Source organism: Caballeronia sp. GAFFF2, from assembly GCF_023631485.1.
GTDB lineage: Bacteria > Pseudomonadota > Gammaproteobacteria > Burkholderiales > Burkholderiaceae > Caballeronia.
In genome coordinates this window covers 32,788-48,046 of record NZ_JALQDA010000003.1, presented here as the reverse complement: position 1 = coordinate 48,046, position 15,259 = coordinate 32,788, and the positions used below count along the sequence as shown (strand labels likewise).

Below are 15,259 nucleotides of genomic sequence, written 5' to 3'. Positions count from 1 at the left end.
GCGCATGGCAACCGAGAAGACCTCCGAGACCTTTCCGCAATTCGTTTCCGCAGGCGACATCCTCACGGACATGATCCGCACCGACGTGTCGAGCTGGCTTTCGCGTCCGGGCGGCGCGGGCTGGAACGTGGCGCGCGCGGTTGCGCGTCTCGGGTTGCCGACGGCGGCGGCCGGGTCGCTCGGCACCGATAATTTCTCCGACGATCTCTGGGACGCAAGCGTCGCCGCCGGCCTCGACATGCGTTTCCTGCAGCGAGTGGAACGTCCGCCGCTGCTCGCCATCGTCCACAAGACGCAGCCGCCCACTTACTACTTCATGGGCGAGAACGGCGCGGACCTCGCGTTCGATCCGTCGAAGCTGCCGCAAGGCTGGATGGAGCGCGTGAAGTGGGCGCATTTCGGCTGCATCAGCCTCGTGCGTCAACCGCTCGGCAACACGCTCGCCGCGCTCGCCGCGCAACTGCGTCAGCACGGCGTGAAGATCAGCTTCGATCCGAACTATCGGAACTTGATGGAGCACGGCTACGAGCCGACGCTGCGCAAGATGGCCGCCCTCGCCGATCTTATCAAGGTCTCCGACGAAGACCTGCACATGCTGTTCAAGGGCTTGTCCGAAGCGGACGCGCTCGCGCAAATCCGCGCGATGAACCCGCAAGCCACCGTGCTCGTCACGCGCGGTTCGGACGAAGCCACGCTTTATGCGGATGGCCAGGAATATCGCGCGCGGCCGCCAAGCGTCGAAGTGGCGGATACGGTCGGCGCCGGCGATGCGTCCATCGGCGGCTTGCTCTATAGCCTGATGGCGCGTCACGGCCAATGGCCCGATCACCTGAAGTTCGCGCTGGCGGCAGGCGCGGCGGCATGCCGGCATTCGGGCGGGCATTCGCCATCGCTCGAAGAAGTGGAGGAGTTGCTCCGGTAGCACGGCGTCATACGCGTTCCATGACCGCGTGCTAGCATGATTTCGTCCTTGCCGGAGGCGCTCATGGAAGACACGACGTACACGAAAGGCATCTATACCGCGACGATCGGCGTGCGCGCCATCGACGGGGACAAGTATCAGGGTCTCGTCTCACTCGAACGCGACGACGGCGAAGACACCGAGCCGACACTCTACGAAGTGGAAGCCGCATCGGAAAACGAGCACGAAGCGCTGGAAGAAGCGCGCGCGCTTGCGCATCGAATTCTCGGGGAAATCGAACTGTAGGAGCAGCGGCGCGCCGCTGCTTATCCTGATCGGGAGGGCATCATGCCGGAGCAGGTCTTCCTCTATGGCGTCTACGCCATCCACGTCAAGCCGCTCGAATTGCAGGGCGCGCGCTGGGATGCGGAGTACGAAATCCGTCATAACGACAAACCCGTGCAAGCGTGGTCCACGGTCGGCGGCGACGGCCTTGCCGATTCCGCCGCCGCGGTCGAGCTTGCGCATCGACGCGCGGTAGCGGACATCGAAGCCGGTGCGGGAATTCCTAAGCCGCGCACGTTTCCCTAAATCTCATTCAATGCGCGGGCGGCGTGATCGCGCCGGTATGCGGCCGTAACGCGAGCCGCTCCGCTTCCCGATGATCGATCGCCGCCGCGCGTTCATGACCATCGCGCGCCACCGCCCGTTCGACATAATCGAAGAGCACGCCCTGCGGCGCGATCAGCTTCGCCATGAACGCAATCTGCAGCGTGCTCGCCGCGAGGATGTCGGCGGCGCTGAACTGTTCGCCGAGCAGCCACGGGCCTTCTTCGAGCGCGCCTTCGATGGCGCGCTCCACGCGCGCCAGATCGCCCCATCCGAAGCTCACCGTGTTGCCTTGTGCGCCGGTCATGCGTTCGGCCATCGCGGGTTCGAGACATGAACCGGTGAAGAACATCCACTGCAGAAAGCGGCCGCGCAACGGGTCGTGCGGCGAAGCGCCGAGCTTCGTTTCCGGATAGCGATCCGCGAGATACAGCAGCAGCGCGCCCGACTCCGCCACCTTGACGTCGCCGTCTTCCAGCGCGGGCAGTTTCGACATCGGATTGACGCGGCAGAACGCGGGCTCGTTCTGTACGCCCGCGCGGATGTTCACGAACTCGAGGTCGTAAGGCACGCGCATTTCCTCGAGCATCCACAGCGCGCGAAAAGCGCGGGTCTTCGGCCAGTAATAGAGCTTCATCGGCATCCTTCTTGGGGCGATCGTCGGGCGTTCAGGTTAGACCCAAAGCATGCGCGATCCCGCTTCGGGTATACGTGAGGACCCGGGCAATCGAGGAGATTCCGCTCGGTTATCTCGAAATTAATCCAATTACTTTCCGAGAGAGCGCGATAGTCGGGAAGTGCGCAAAAACTTTCCGCCTTCGACAGCGAAAAATGGAGACCTGCCCCGCGTACCTAAAAGAACGGAGACTCCATGAACGCGCGTGTTCCCGCTGACTCATTCGCCTCGCACTCTAAAGAACCGGCATTGTCGGGCTATCGACTGACCGACAACCTGAGCGCCACGAGCGGCCGCATCTTCCTTACCGGCACGCAGGCGCTCGTGCGGCTCGTCCTGATGCAGCGCGAACTCGACCGCGCGGCGAATCTCAACACGGCCGGTTTCGTGAGCGGCTATCGAGGCTCGCCGCTTGGCATGGTCGATCAGCAATTGTGGAAGGCGAAGAAACTGCTCGCGTCGCACGACGTGCGCTTTCTGCCCGCGATCAACGAGGAACTCGGCGGCACGGCGGTGCTCGGCACGCAGCGCGTTGAATCGGACCCGGAGCGCACCGTCGATGGCGTCTTCGCGATGTGGTACGGCAAAGGCCCTGGCGTGGACCGCGCGGGCGATGCGCTCAAGCACGGCAACGCCTACGGTTCTTCGCCGCATGGAGGCGTGCTCGTCGTCGCCGGCGACGATCACGGCTGCGTGTCTTCGTCGATGCCGCATCAGAGCGATCAGGCGATGATCGCGTGGCACATGCCGGTGGTGAATCCGTCGAACGTGGCCGACATGCTGGAGTTCGGTCTCTACGGCTGGGCGCTGTCGCGCTTTTCGGGCGCGTGGGTCGGCTTCAAGGCGATTTCGGAGACGGTCGAATCCGGCTCGACCGTCGATCTGGACGGCATCCGCCGTGACTGGCCAGCGCCGCAAGACTTCACGCCGCCGCCGGGCGGACTGCACAACCGCTGGCCCGATCTGCCGAGTCTCACCATCGAATCGCGCCTCGCCGCGAAGATAGAAGCGGCGCGGCACTTCGCGCGCGAAAACAGCATCGACAAATGGATTGCGCCGAGCCCGCGCGCCAACGTGGGAATCGTGACGTGCGGCAAGGCGCATCTCGATCTAATGGAAGCGCTGCGCCGCCTCGATCTCACCATCGCCGATCTGGATGCGGCGGGCGTGCGCATCTACAAGGTCGGGCTCTCGTATCCGCTCGAAACGACGCGGCTCGAATCGTTCGTCGAAGGGCTCGCGGAAGTGCTCGTGATCGAGGAAAAAGGGCCGGTCATCGAGCAGCAGATCAAGGACCATCTCTACAACCGCGCGCAAGGTGCGCGTCCCGTGGTGATCGGCAAGACAGCGCAAGATGGCGCGCCGCTTCTGTCCGCGCTCGGCGAGTTGCGGCCCTCGCGCGTGCTGCCGGTGTTCGCGCAATGGCTCGCGCGTCACAAGCCCGCGCTCGATCGCCGCGACAAAGTGGTGGATCTCGTCGCGCCGCAAATTCTGTCCAATATCGCCGATGCCGTGAAGCGCACGCCCTACTTCTGCTCGGGCTGTCCGCACAACACGTCGACGAAGGTGCCCGAAGGGTCGGTGGCGCAGGCGGGCATCGGCTGTCACTTCATGGCTTCGTGGATGGAGCGCGACACGACCGGTCTCATTCAGATGGGTGGCGAAGGCGTCGATTGGGCTTCGCATTCCATGTTCACGAAAACGCCGCACGTGTTTCAGAACCTGGGCGACGGCACCTATTTCCACTCGGGCATTCTCGCGATTCGTCAAGCCGTGGCCGCGAAGGCGAACATCACGTACAAGATTCTCTATAACGACGCCGTCGCGATGACCGGCGGCCAGCCCGTCGATGGCAGCATTTCCGTGCCGCAAATCGCGCGGCAAGTGGAAGCCGAAGGCATTGCGCTGCTCGTCGTGGTCAGCGACGAGCCCGAAAAGTACGACGGCCACGAAGATCAGTTTCCGCGCGGCACGACGTTTCATCATCGCGACGAACTCGATGCCGTGCAGCGCCGTCTGCGCGACACGCCGGGCGTCACCGTGCTCATCTACGACCAGACCTGCGCCGCCGAAAAGCGCCGCCGCCGCAAGAAAGGCGAATTTCCCGATCCAGACAAGCGGCTCTTCATCAACGAAGCGGTGTGCGAAGGTTGCGGCGACTGCGGCGTGAAGTCGAACTGTCTATCGGTCGAACCGGTGGAAACGGAGTTGGGAAGAAAGCGCCGCATCGATCAGTCGTCCTGCAACAAGGACTATTCGTGCGTGAATGGCTTCTGCCCGAGCTTCGTCACGCTCGAAGGCGCGAAGCTCAAGAAGGCGGAAGGCCACGCGTTCGATCCAGCCGAACTCGCGCGAAAGGTCGATTCCCTGCCCTTGCCGCAAGCGCACCTCGACGCTGCGCCCTATGACATCCTGGTCACGGGCGTAGGCGGCACGGGCGTGGTCACCGTGGGTGCGCTCATCAGCATGGCGGCGCATCTGGAAGGCAAGAGCGCGTCGGTGCTCGACTTCATGGGCTTCGCGCAGAAAGGCGGCTCGGTGCTGTCGTTCGTGCGCTTCGCCGCGACCGATGCGCTTCTGAACCAGGTGCGCATCGACACGCAACAGGCCGACTTGCTGCTCGCTTGCGACATGGTGGTGGGCGCGAGTCCCGAAGCCTTGCAAACGGTGCGGCACGACAGAACGAAGATCGTCGTGAACACGCACGCTATCGCCAACGCGAGCTTCGTGCAGAACCCCGAGGCGAATCTTCACGCGGATGCGCTCATCGACAAGATGCGGCACGCAGCCGGGCCCCATGCCGCCGACGCGCTCCGAAGCTGCGATGCACAGGCGCTCGCCACGCGCTTTCTCGGCGACACCATCGGCGCGAACATTCTGATGCTGGGCTTCGCGTGGCAGTTGGGGCTCGTGCCGTTGTCGCACGCGGCGCTCATGCGCGCGCTCGAACTGAACAACGTGGCGGTGGCCGCGAACAAGCTGGCCTTTGCCATCGGACGGCTCGCGGCGGCGGATGCGAGCGCGCTGGAAGCGCTGGCGGCATCGAAGGAAAACAAGCGTGTCGCGATGGCGGACATGCCCTTGCGCGAGCTGATCCGCGACCGCGAGGAACGGCTTCTCGCGTATGGCGGCCCGAAGTATGTCGCGCGTTATCGCACGCTCGTCGAGGCCGCATCGGGCGATGACGTCCTCACGCGCGCCGTTGCGGTCACGTTCTACAAGCTGCTCGCGGTAAAGGACGAGTACGAAGTCGCGCGCCTCTACACGGACCCGGCGTTTCGCGCCGCGCTCGCCGCGCAGTTCGAAGGCGCGGCCGGCGACGACTACACCGTGAAGTTCAATCTCGCGCCGCCCGCCATGTCACGCGCGCCGAAAAAGAAGGTGTTCGGTCAATGGATGTGGTCCGTGCTCGGCGGCTTGTCGAGATTTCGCGCGCTGCGCGGCACGGTGCTCGATCCGTTCGGCAAGACGCTCGAACGGCGCATGGAGCGTCAACTCGCCAGCGATTACGAACTCACGATGCAACGCGCGCTCGCCAAACGCGATACGCACAACGCGCAAGACGTGCTGGCGCTTGCCGCGCTATTCGAACGCGTGCGCGGCTACGGTCACGTGAAGCTCGCCAGCCTCGCGATGGTCAAGCGCGGCGAACGCGATATCGCGGCGCGCATCGGCATTGAAGCGGCGACGGGCGACGCGGTGCGCGCGTCCATCGAAACGATGAAGGGCGCATCGAGCCTGAAGGTGATTTCGGTCGTCGTGGCGAAATGATCGGGACGTGTGACGCCTCGGCTCTCAGACGAGCTCGTCGTCCGAGATCCAGTCGATGTCGCCGCACAGCACGCAGCGCTTGCCGTCGAGCCGCGTCTCCACCGACAACGTGACGCAAGGCATCGCCTCGTTGATCGACAGATACGGCTTCGTCACGTGCACGCGCTCCGGCTCGCCGAGCGCCGCCCGAAAATATGGTCGGCGCAGCCAGTTCGCGCCTTGCGCGTCGATCAGCGGGAGAAATCGTGCTTCGTGCGCCGCGCGGTCGGCGCGCAGCACGACATTGCGGCCCGCCTGGCGACCGTTGGCGTCGAGCAGGAAGCAGCGGGCGGCGTTATCGAGCGCGAGGAAGTTCCAGCACACTTCGTCGAGCGGCTCGCCCGCCGCAAGCCGTTCCGCCGCGCGCTCGAAGGCACGCACGTAGGGTTGCAGCCGCGTCGCCACGCGCCGTTCGCGCGCCTCGGTCTGCAAGCGGTAGCGCTCGGTGAGTTCGCCGATGACGGTTTTCGCGTGGTCGCCATCCGCGAGACCCGGATGCGGCCGCGCGAAGAAGAAGCCCTGCACGAAGTCCGCGCCGCTCGCAAGCGCCAATTGCGCCTCGTGTTCGGTCTCGACGCCTTCTATCAGCACGAGCTTGCCTGCTTCGTGCAGCAAGGACACGATGCCCGAGAGCACCGCTTCCATGTTCTGCCGCTGCTTGATCGTGCGCGACGACGAAGGCGCGTGCACGTTCTGCCCGGCGTGCGACAGCATCACGCGATCTAGCTTCACGATATCCGGATCGAGTTGCCAGATGCGTTCGATGTTCGTATGTCCCGCGCCGAAGTCGTCCAGCGCAATGAGAAAGCCCTGATCGCGGAACTGCTGCACGGCGAGCGCGAGCCGTTCCATGTCTTCGGCGCTCTGCTCCAGCACTTCGAGCACGACGCGGCGCGGCTCGATATGCAGCCGCTTGAGGTTGGCCATCAACGCGGCGGCGTGATACGGCTCGGTCAGCGCGCCGGGATGCACGTTGAGAAAGAGCCATTCGGTCTGCGCGCCCAGCATCTTGAAGTTTTCCAGATGCAGCGCCTGCGCCAGCCGGTCGATCAGCATGGCTTCGCCAATACGCGATGCCTGCCCGAAAACATCGACCGGAGGAACCGGACGATCGAGCGAGTCATGCGCGCGCAACAAGCCTTCGTAGCCGACCGCGCGCATATGCGAAAGGCTGAAGACCGGCTGGAAGACGCTCGAGAGCGTCAGGTCGCCATGTTCGACGGAATAGCGGTCGAAGCCCGAGGTCACGCCCAGTTCGAAGCTACGCGTGGTGACCGTCGCCTTTTCCGGATTCGCGATCACCATGTCCGTGCCCTCCCGCAAAACGCCGAATCTCTTGCCTGGCCAAGCCTGACCGGTCCCGCCCCGGCCCCGTCCAATACCGATTTCATAGAACAGCCCTCGTTGATCTGCCGGGAGTCTTGCGTCCCCCGTGGCTGACGATAAAGCAAGCTCCATGCGAGCAATGCATGTGGATTTGTCGGCGTTTTAGGTGGAATGTGCACCGCTATCAGGCGATTTCCCGTGCATGCGCACCTCCGCGGTGCGAGCGTCGTATATCACCGTATATCAACCCTGACCGGCTCACGCGATAAACTTTCGCGTCGCCCGAACAATGCTAGACGGCATCAAGGGCTTTCGCCTCTTTGCGTCGTGCAGTACCGCACATATGGAAATCGTCTTCACCGTACTCATTCTTCTGATGGTGGTCGCGCTGTCCGGCTTCGGACTGAGCCTGCTTCCGGTCAAGCTGCCGCTGCCGCTGATCCAGATCGCCATCGGCGCGGTGCTGGCGTGGCACGGCTTCGGGCTTCACGTCACGTTCGATCCCGAACTCTTCATGCTGCTGTTCATTCCGCCGCTGCTTTTCGCGGATGGCTGGCGCATTCCGAAGCGCGAGCTCTACATGCAGCGCCGCGCGATCCTCATGCTCGCGCTCGGCCTCGTGTTCATCACGGTCGGGCTGCTCGGCTACTTCCTGCACGCGATGATTCCCGAGATGCCGCTGCCCGTCGCGTTTGCGCTCGCGGCCGTACTTTCGCCGACGGATGCCGTCGCGCTGACGGGCATTGCCGGGCGCAATCGCATTCCGCCGAACCTCATGCATATCCTCGAAGGCGAAGCGCTGATGAACGACGCGTCCGGCCTCGTCGCGCTGAAGTTCGCCATCGCGGCGGCGCTCACCGGCGTGTTCTCCCTGCGCGACGCGACCATCAGCTTCTTCATCATCGCGGCGGGCGGGCTCGCCATCGGCGCGGCGATCAGTTGGGCGATCACGGAGATACCCGCGCGCATCCTCAAGTTTTCCGAGGACGACGACCCCGCGGCGGGCGTCATTCTCACCGTGCTGATTCCGTTCGCCGCCTACGTGATCGCCGAGCGCGCGGGTTGCTCGGGCATTCTGGCGGCGGTATCGGCGGGGATGATGATGAACATCCAGAGCCTGCGCGACAGCATTCCGAGCGCGGTGCGTATCCGCATGACGAGCACCTGGGCGATGATCGAGTTCGTCTTCAACGGAATGGTGTTCATTCTGCTCGGCCTGCAGTTGCCGCACGTGATCGGGCAGGCGCTGATCGAAGCACATCACGATGGCGACGCTCAAGTGGGCCTTTTGATCGGCTATGTGCTTGCGACCGTCGTCGCGTTGTATGCGTTGCGCTTCGTGTGGGTGTATTGCCTGCGCTGGGTGGCGAGCCGCAACGCCGCGAAACAGGGCATTGGCGCGGCGCCCGGTTTTCGCACGCTCGCCATGACCACGATTGGCGGCGTGCGCGGCGCGGTCACACTCGCGGGCGTGCTCTCGCTGCCGGTCACGCTCGATAACGGCACGCCGCTCGCGGGTCGCGACGTGGCAATCTTCATCGCGTCGGCGGTGATCCTGGTTTCGCTCGTCATCGCGGTCATCGGCTTGCCTATTCTCTTGCGCGGCACCGCGCGCATCGACAAGCCCTACGCGGCGGAGGAGCGCATGGCGCGGCGGCGCATCGCGCAGGCGGCGATACGCGCTATCGACGACACGCACGAGACGCTGATCGAGCAGATGGACGAAACGGCGGCGGCGCGCTGCACGGATTCATCCGCGCGTGTGATGGGCATTTACCGGCGAAGGCTGGAATCCCTCGGCGATGAGGAAGCGCCACGCGTGGCCGCGAAGAGAAGCGAAATGGTCGAGACACGGCTGCGCATGGCCGCGATGCGCGCCGAGCGGGCCGAGTTGTTCAGGTTACGCGCGGCTCAGACGATCAACGACGAGACGTTGAACAAGCTCATCCGGGAGATCGATCTGGCGGAGACCGCGCTGGTGAATCGGAAGCGGGGGTTGTCGGCTTGAGAGCATGCTCTCTTGCCTGCGCGTGCGTTCCACCGGGCGCGCAGGCGCTTTGTCATCAGACCACGCCCGACCCACGCCGGCGCAGCAGCGCATACAGAATGATCGCGCCGAACGTCGCGGTGCCAATCCCGCCAAGCGCGAAACCGCCGAGTTTGAGCGTGAAGTCGCCCGCGCCGAGCACGAGCGTGACGGCCGCGACGATCAGATTGCGGTTATCCGAGAAGTCCACCTTGTTGACCACCCAGATGCGCGCGCCCGTCACCGCGATCAGCCCGAACACCACGATCGACACGCCACCGAGCACCGGCCCCGGAATGGTTTGAATGACCGCGCCGAACTTCGGCGAGAAGCCGAGCACGATGGCGAACAATGCCGCGATGGCGAACACGAGCGTCGAATAAATCTTCGTGACGGCCATCACGCCGATGTTCTCGGCATAAGTCGTCACGCCCGTGCCGCCCGCGAAACCGGAGACGATGGTCGCCAGTCCGTCGCCGATGAACGCGCGTCCGATGTAACGGTCGAGACTCTGTCCCGTCATCGCGCCGACCGCCTTGATGTGGCCGAGGTTCTCGGCGACGAGAATGATCGCGATGGGCGCGAGCAGGGTCATCGCCTGCGGTTCGAACACGGGCGCGGTGAAGTGCGGCATGCCGAACCACGCGGCGTTCGCGACGATCGAGAAGTCGATCGGTTTGCCCATGCTCATGCCATTGGTCAGCACCGCGTAGATGATGTAGGCAATCGCCAGCCCGATCAGAATCAACAGGCGCTGCGCCATGCCGCGCGCGAACACGGCCACGCCGCCCACGCAAAGCACGGTGACAAGCGCCATCCACGAATCGAAATTGCTGGCGCTCACGCCTTTCACGGCGATAGGCGCGAGATTCAGTCCGATCACGCAGACGATCGCACCGGTGACGACGGGCGGCATCAGCGCTTCGATCCACTTCGTGCCGACCGCCGTGACGATTGCACCGATGATCGCGTAAGCCACGCCGCACGCCACGATGCCGCCGAGCGCAACGGGAATGTTCATGTTCGGGCCGTGGCCGCTGTAGCCCGTCACCGCTATGACGAGCCCGATGAACGCGAAGCTCGAACCGAGATAGCTAGGCACGCGTCCGCCGACCAGCACGAAGAAGAGCAGCGTGCCGATGCCCGACATGAAAATGCACAGATTGGGATCGAAGCCCATGAGAAGCGGCGCGAGCACGGTCGAGCCGAACATGGCGACGACGTGCTGAATGCCCATGGCGAACATCTGCGGCCAGGGCAGGCGCTCATCGGGGCCGACGACGCGGCCGCCTTGCGCATCCGGCTGGACGGGCCAGCGCGGGAAATAGGGATTGGACATGGGAAACAACTCCTTCTCGACATTGACGCCGTTTCGTGCGGCGCGGGTGTTCTGGAAACTGGCGCGAGTTTACGGAGTGGGATGCAGGGTGGCAAGCGAGGTGATATTACGGGAGGCTTGCGGCGATGAGCGCTTCGCACGCATCGTTGCGAAAGGCGCATTGGCGCCGAGATTCATGCGCGGCCCGCTCGAACGCGACCGCACGATGAGCACCGAAACGCTAGCGCGTCCGCTGCTCGCCGTCGGCGACATTCGACGCTGGCCCCCATCGCAAGCGGCCAGCGCGAACCGAATTACCCGCGCCCGTCCAGTTCGAACACCGCGACCGCGCCCTTCAGTTGCTCGGCCTGATCGGCCATCGCGCCCGCAGCGGCCGCCGCTTGCTCGACCAACGCCGCGTTCTGCTGCGTCACCTGGTCCATTTGCGCCACCGCGCGATTCACCTGTTCGATGCCCGCGCTCTGCTCGTGCGAGGCCGCCGAAATCTGCGCCATGATGTCCGTCACGCGCTGCACGGCTTCCGTCACTTCGGCCATGGTCGAACCCGCGCGCTCGGCGATCGCCGCGCCGCTGTCCACCCGCGCCGTCGACGCTTCGATCAGTTCCTTGATCTCCTTCGCCGACATCGCGCTGCGTTGCGCAAGCGAACGCACTTCACCGGCGACGACCGCGAAACCGCGTCCTTCCTCGCCCGCGCGCGCCGCTTCGACAGCGGCATTCAGCGCCAGGATATTGGTCTGAAACGCGATGCCTTCGATCACCGCGATGATGTCCGTCATTCGCTTCGAGCCCGCCGCGAGTTCGCGCATGTTGTCCACCACTTCGCCGACGAGTTCGCTTCCGCGCGTCGAGACATCCGATGCGCCGCGCGCCAGGCCGCTGGCTTCATCGGCGTTGCTGGCGTTCTGACGCACGGTCGCAGTGAGCTGCTCCATGCTCGACGCGGTTTCTTCCAGCGACGCCGCCTGCTCTTCCGTGCGTTGCGACAAGTCGGTGTTGCCTTGTGCGATTTCACGCGATGCGAACAGAATCGATTCGCTCGAATGCCGGATGCCGCCGACGATCTCCGCCAGCTTCACGCTCATGTTGCCGAGGCTGTGAAGCATGCTGCTGTCGTCGCCCGGACGCGTTTGCACGCGCGCCGTGAGATCGCCTTCCGCGATACGGTTCGCAATTTGCGCCGCATAGCCCGGCTCGCCGCCGAGCTGCGCCGACAGCCGCCTGCCGATCAAGACCGCGAGCAAGCCGCCGGCCGCCATCGCGCCGAGCACGAGTGCGAGCATCACGACGCGCATCGTCTGGTATTCGGACGCCGCGTTGTTGCGTGCGCCGGTTGCGCGCTCACGCTTGAAGTCGGCGAGACGTTCGAGCGATGCGCGCGCTTTCTCGCTGGCATCGATCGCACGGGCAATGAGACCCATCTGATCGACGTCCGTCGGCATGGGTTTCGTGCCGATCTGCATATGCACGATGTCTTCCCATCCGGCGATAGCCTGCGCCGCCGAGTCGTAGAGCGCGCGGCCATCCGTCGTCGTCATCGTGGGGCGCAGGTTGTCGAGCGCCTGATGCATGCTTGCGAGCGAGGCGGTCATGCCTTCCTTGAGCTTGGCCTTGCCGGCATCGTCGGCGAAGGTGAGATTCGCGGCGGCGAGGTCGGTGTTCAGCTTGTGCTTGTTGGCTTCCTCGACCCAGTAAAGGCCGTCCATGTGTTTCGCGCCGATCTCGCCGATCAAGCTGTTCATCTTCGCCAGCGATACGACGCCGGTCACGCCCACGCATGCGGTAAATACAATCACCACCGCGAATGACAGCACGAGCTTGCCAAACACGGAAAGGCGGTCAAACCAGTTCATCGATGTCTCCTCTGTCGACCAGCGCTTCATCGACCGGCGTTCGAGCGTCGAGCTTCCGCGCCGGTCCGTCTGGTCCCACGCCCCGCAGACGACGCCCACGGACGGCGTGGTGCGAACTCAGGTTCGCGCATAGAGAGCTTTACGGCGCGGGTTGCGGCCTTCTTGAGATCGAATGCGGAGAATACGGCGGATGAGATGTGAGGCGAAAGGCGGACGAAAACTGGCGTTGTCATGCAAGCGCTGGACGCTTGCGTTGCGCGTGCGCGCTCGCTGTCGTTCAGTGCTGCGCCGAGGATGCTCGCCGCCTTCAAGTTCCTGCTGAATCGCAGCTTTCTAGGAGTCTTCCTAGATTCGGAATAATCGTATATTTGGCCGCAACGAGTCGACGTATTCTTTCCCTGTGCGTATTCCCCTGTATATGCACGTAGTCGTTGTAACTCTCCGATTACCGCCCTCGTTCCCCCGGCTTGGGCGGTTCTTTTTTTATTGGCGCACGGGCTTCTTCGCCAGCTTCCGCTGCAACGTCCGCCGGTGCATGTTGAGCGCACGCGCCGTCGCCGAAATATTGCCGTTGTTCTCGGCCAGCGCCCGCTGAATGTGCTCCCACTCGAGCCGCGCCACGGAAAGCAAAGTCGGATTCTCAATCGCTTCTTCCGCCGTCTGCTCGCTCGCCTGTTCATGCAGCGCGGCGAGAATGGACTCGACGTTCGCGGGCTTCGCCAGATAATTGTCCGCACCGTCCTTTACCGCCTGAACCGCCGTCGCAATGCTCGCGTAGCCCGTCAGCACGAGAATGCGCGCGTCCGGCTGCAAGTCGCGCAGCGGCGAGACAAGACGCAAACCGGAATCGTTGCCGAGGTGAAGATCGACCGTGATCTGGCCGAACTTGTGCTGATTGGCGAGCTTCAGCGCTTCGCTCGCGTCGTGCGCCTGATGCGCGGTGTAGCCGCGCCGAACCAGGCCGCGCGCGAGAATGCCCGAAAAAACCTCGTCGTCGTCGATGATCAGGAAATTCATGTCGCTCATGCTTCTTTCTCCAATGTTGGCCGGCGTCGTGCTCACGCCGCGCCGCTTGATTCGGTTCGTGCTTCATCGGCGGGCGATGCGCCGAAATTTGGCAGGCGCAAGATCGCGCGCGTGCCGCGTGGCTGATCCGCCGCGAGTTCTATCGATCCCTGCAGGCGCGCCGCCGCCGCGAACGCAAGGTATAGCCCGACGCCGTGGCCGCCCTGCGTGCTGTCCACTGGCGCGGCGCCCAGGCTCGAACGCAGCGCGGGCGGAATGCCCGGCCCGCGATCGCAGATATCGAAGCGCACCATCTGCACGCCTTCCACCCGTTCAGCCGATGCCTGCAAGGTCACGAGCTCGCTGCTCGCGCGCGCTGCGTTGTCCAGCAAGATCGTGAGAATCTGACCGATGGCAACGGAATCGTCGATGGACATGGACTCCGGCGTCTTGCCCGCGTGCTCGAACTTCACTTGCGGATGCCGCAGCCGCCATTGCTCGATGAAGCTCGCGAGCCATTCGCGAAGCGGCTGGCGATTCGACGGCCCCGTCGCGCGGCTGCGCAAGCGCGCGAGCGCCGAGGTGCACAGCGCCATCTGCTGTTCGAGCAATTCGAAGTCGGCCGCGTAAGGCGCGAGGTTGCGGTCGTGCGCAGCGGAATCGCGCAATTCCTCGCTCAGCATTGCAATGGTGGACAGCGGCGTGCCCATTTCGTGCGCAACCGTGGCCGCCTGCACGCCAAGCGCAACGGCGCGTTCGTCGCGCAGATGGCGTTGCTGGGCGTCGGCGAGCGCAGCGTCACGCACGCGCAGCGCCCGCGACATGCGTGCGACGAACCAGCCGATCAGCCCGACGCTCACCATGAAGTTCACCCACAGACCCGTGCGGAAGTAGTCGAACAGATTCGATGGATTCTCTATGTTGAGCGGCACGTAGTTGTAGCTCAGGAGCGCATAACAAGAGACCGCGAAGAGCGCGAGCCACGCGGTCATGGTCCACGGCAGAATGGCCGCGGAAATGGCCAGCGACGGCAGATACAAGGTGACGAACGGATTGGTCGAGCCGCCCGAGAGAAACAGAAGCGCGGAGAGCGCGCCTAAGTCGACCCACATCTGGCCGAAGAGTTCGACATTGGTTTCCGGCTGCGCCCGCGCCACGCGCAGCCACGTCAGCCCGTTGAAAAACATTTCGAGCGCGACGACGAGGAGCATGGCCGGCAAGGGCAGCTTCGCGCTGTAGAAAATCTGCACGACGGCGATGGTCGTCAACTGGCCGATGATCGCCAGCGAGCGAAGCCAGAAGAGGTGACCGAGGTTGACCCGTCCGGTATTGGTTATGCGATGCATCGGGTGATTGAGTGCGTGCGGTCCATGCGACATTATCCCGCTTGCGCCTATAGTGAAACCGAACGTGGCGCGATTTGTCGCACCCTAATATCAGCGTGACGCTTGGCCCATCTCGGCCGCCAGGCATGCGCGGCACAGGCAAGTCGAGTCCGGCCGCAAGCGTTCGCGCGGCAGCGCGGGCAAGGTTGCGCACCAGCACGTCGCAGCGCCGGCGAGCGCGCCGCAATGAAACGCCGCGCCGCAGCGCGTGCACCGTTGCGTCGCGTCGGAGCCTGATTGAAGCGATACGTTCATCATCGTGTCATCGACATTGATAAGCGATGATCGCATGCCCGGCCGCCATGCCGGAAAACGAGACGGCGCGCGGG

The 15,259-nt window shown here is 64.2% G+C and carries 12 protein-coding genes; 5 read left to right on the top strand and 7 right to left on the bottom strand.

The features are described 5' to 3' along the window. The first annotated feature begins 4 nt into the window (after positions 1–4). The 3 genes from NCT04_RS00730 (at position 5) to NCT04_RS00720 (ending at position 1,492) form a co-directional block, all read left to right on the top strand. Entirely contained in the window at positions 5–922 is a 918-nt protein-coding gene (locus NCT04_RS00730; protein ID WP_244826765.1) for a carbohydrate kinase family protein, read from the top strand. Between the two features lie 63 nt (positions 923–985). Then, positions 986–1,207 carry a hypothetical protein gene (locus NCT04_RS00725; protein ID WP_244828154.1) on the top strand — a complete coding sequence of 74 codons (222 nt, stop codon included), beginning with the start codon at positions 986–988 and terminating at the stop codon, positions 1,205–1,207. 42 nt (positions 1,208–1,249) lie between these two features. Then, entirely contained in the window at positions 1,250–1,492 is a 243-nt protein-coding gene (locus tag NCT04_RS00720; protein ID WP_244826764.1) for a hypothetical protein, read from the top strand. A gap of 7 nt (positions 1,493–1,499) precedes the next feature. Here NCT04_RS00720 and NCT04_RS00715 read toward each other — a convergent pair whose 3' ends face one another. Continuing rightward, positions 1,500–2,147 (bottom strand): glutathione S-transferase family protein, encoded by a 648-nt coding sequence (locus NCT04_RS00715; RefSeq protein ID WP_250462620.1) that lies wholly within the window; start codon positions 2,145–2,147, stop codon positions 1,500–1,502. A gap of 234 nt (positions 2,148–2,381) precedes the next feature. Between NCT04_RS00715 and NCT04_RS00710 the strand changes: the two genes are divergently transcribed. Continuing rightward, positions 2,382–5,957 (top strand): indolepyruvate ferredoxin oxidoreductase family protein, encoded by a 3,576-nt coding sequence (locus NCT04_RS00710; RefSeq protein ID WP_250462618.1) that lies wholly within the window; start codon positions 2,382–2,384, stop codon positions 5,955–5,957. A 24-nt stretch (positions 5,958–5,981) separates the two neighbouring features. Here NCT04_RS00710 and NCT04_RS00705 read toward each other — a convergent pair whose 3' ends face one another. Next, on the bottom strand, positions 5,982–7,301 hold the full coding sequence (locus NCT04_RS00705; protein WP_244826761.1) for a sensor domain-containing phosphodiesterase: 1,320 nt from the start codon (positions 7,299–7,301) through the stop codon (positions 5,982–5,984). Positions 7,302–7,665: 364 nt separating this feature from the next. On the opposite strand from NCT04_RS00705, the gene NCT04_RS00700 reads away from it, so the two are divergent. Next, positions 7,666–9,330 (top strand): Na+/H+ antiporter, encoded by a 1,665-nt coding sequence (locus NCT04_RS00700; protein ID WP_250462615.1) that lies wholly within the window; start codon positions 7,666–7,668, stop codon positions 9,328–9,330. A 55-nt stretch (positions 9,331–9,385) separates the two neighbouring features. Here NCT04_RS00700 and NCT04_RS00695 read toward each other — a convergent pair whose 3' ends face one another. The 5 genes from NCT04_RS00695 to NCT04_RS00675 all read right to left on the bottom strand — a co-directional run bounded on the left by NCT04_RS00695 (position 9,386) and on the right by NCT04_RS00675 (position 15,221). Next, positions 9,386–10,687 carry a solute carrier family 23 protein gene (locus tag NCT04_RS00695; RefSeq protein ID WP_250462612.1) on the bottom strand — a complete coding sequence of 434 codons (1,302 nt, stop codon included), beginning with the start codon at positions 10,685–10,687 and terminating at the stop codon, positions 9,386–9,388. 293 nt (positions 10,688–10,980) lie between these two features. Beyond that, positions 10,981–12,540: a methyl-accepting chemotaxis protein gene (locus NCT04_RS00690; protein WP_244826759.1), complete on the bottom strand. Its 1,560-nt coding sequence runs from the start codon at positions 12,538–12,540 to the stop codon at positions 10,981–10,983. A gap of 483 nt (positions 12,541–13,023) precedes the next feature. Beyond that, complete coding sequence (locus NCT04_RS00685; RefSeq protein ID WP_244826758.1) at positions 13,024–13,566, bottom strand: response regulator transcription factor; 543 nt, start codon at positions 13,564–13,566, stop codon at positions 13,024–13,026. Between the two features lie 32 nt (positions 13,567–13,598). Beyond that, positions 13,599–14,891 carry an ATP-binding protein gene (locus NCT04_RS00680; protein ID WP_250462609.1) on the bottom strand — a complete coding sequence of 431 codons (1,293 nt, stop codon included), beginning with the start codon at positions 14,889–14,891 and terminating at the stop codon, positions 13,599–13,601. A gap of 90 nt (positions 14,892–14,981) precedes the next feature. Then, the gene (locus NCT04_RS00675; protein WP_250462606.1) at positions 14,982–15,221 is read right to left on the bottom strand and encodes a cysteine-rich CWC family protein; all 240 of its coding nucleotides are present in this window, start codon (positions 15,219–15,221) and stop codon (positions 14,982–14,984) included. Positions 15,222–15,259: the final 38 nt, after the last annotated feature.

Bases quoted from the DNA above. Each gene is read 5' to 3' on its own strand.
- NCT04_RS00685 (WP_244826758.1), bottom strand. From the start codon at position 13,566: ATGAGCGACATGAATTTCCTGATCATCGACGACGACGAGGTTTTTTCG.
- NCT04_RS00730 (WP_244826765.1), top strand. From the start codon at position 5: ATGGCAACCGAGAAGACCTCCGAGACCTTTCCGCAATTCGTTTCCGCA.
- NCT04_RS00720 (WP_244826764.1), top strand. From the start codon at position 1,250: ATGCCGGAGCAGGTCTTCCTCTATGGCGTCTACGCCATCCACGTCAAG.
- NCT04_RS00675 (WP_250462606.1), bottom strand. From the start codon at position 15,221: ATGCGATCATCGCTTATCAATGTCGATGACACGATGATGAACGTATCG.
- NCT04_RS00680 (WP_250462609.1), bottom strand. From the start codon at position 14,891: ATGCATCGCATAACCAATACCGGACGGGTCAACCTCGGTCACCTCTTC.
- NCT04_RS00725 (WP_244828154.1), top strand. From the start codon at position 986: ATGGAAGACACGACGTACACGAAAGGCATCTATACCGCGACGATCGGC.
- NCT04_RS00690 (WP_244826759.1), bottom strand. From the start codon at position 12,540: ATGAACTGGTTTGACCGCCTTTCCGTGTTTGGCAAGCTCGTGCTGTCA.
- NCT04_RS00700 (WP_250462615.1), top strand. From the start codon at position 7,666: ATGGAAATCGTCTTCACCGTACTCATTCTTCTGATGGTGGTCGCGCTG.
- NCT04_RS00710 (WP_250462618.1), top strand. From the start codon at position 2,382: ATGAACGCGCGTGTTCCCGCTGACTCATTCGCCTCGCACTCTAAAGAA.
- NCT04_RS00705 (WP_244826761.1), bottom strand. From the start codon at position 7,301: ATGGTGATCGCGAATCCGGAAAAGGCGACGGTCACCACGCGTAGCTTC.
- NCT04_RS00715 (WP_250462620.1), bottom strand. From the start codon at position 2,147: ATGAAGCTCTATTACTGGCCGAAGACCCGCGCTTTTCGCGCGCTGTGG.
- NCT04_RS00695 (WP_250462612.1), bottom strand. From the start codon at position 10,687: ATGTCCAATCCCTATTTCCCGCGCTGGCCCGTCCAGCCGGATGCGCAA.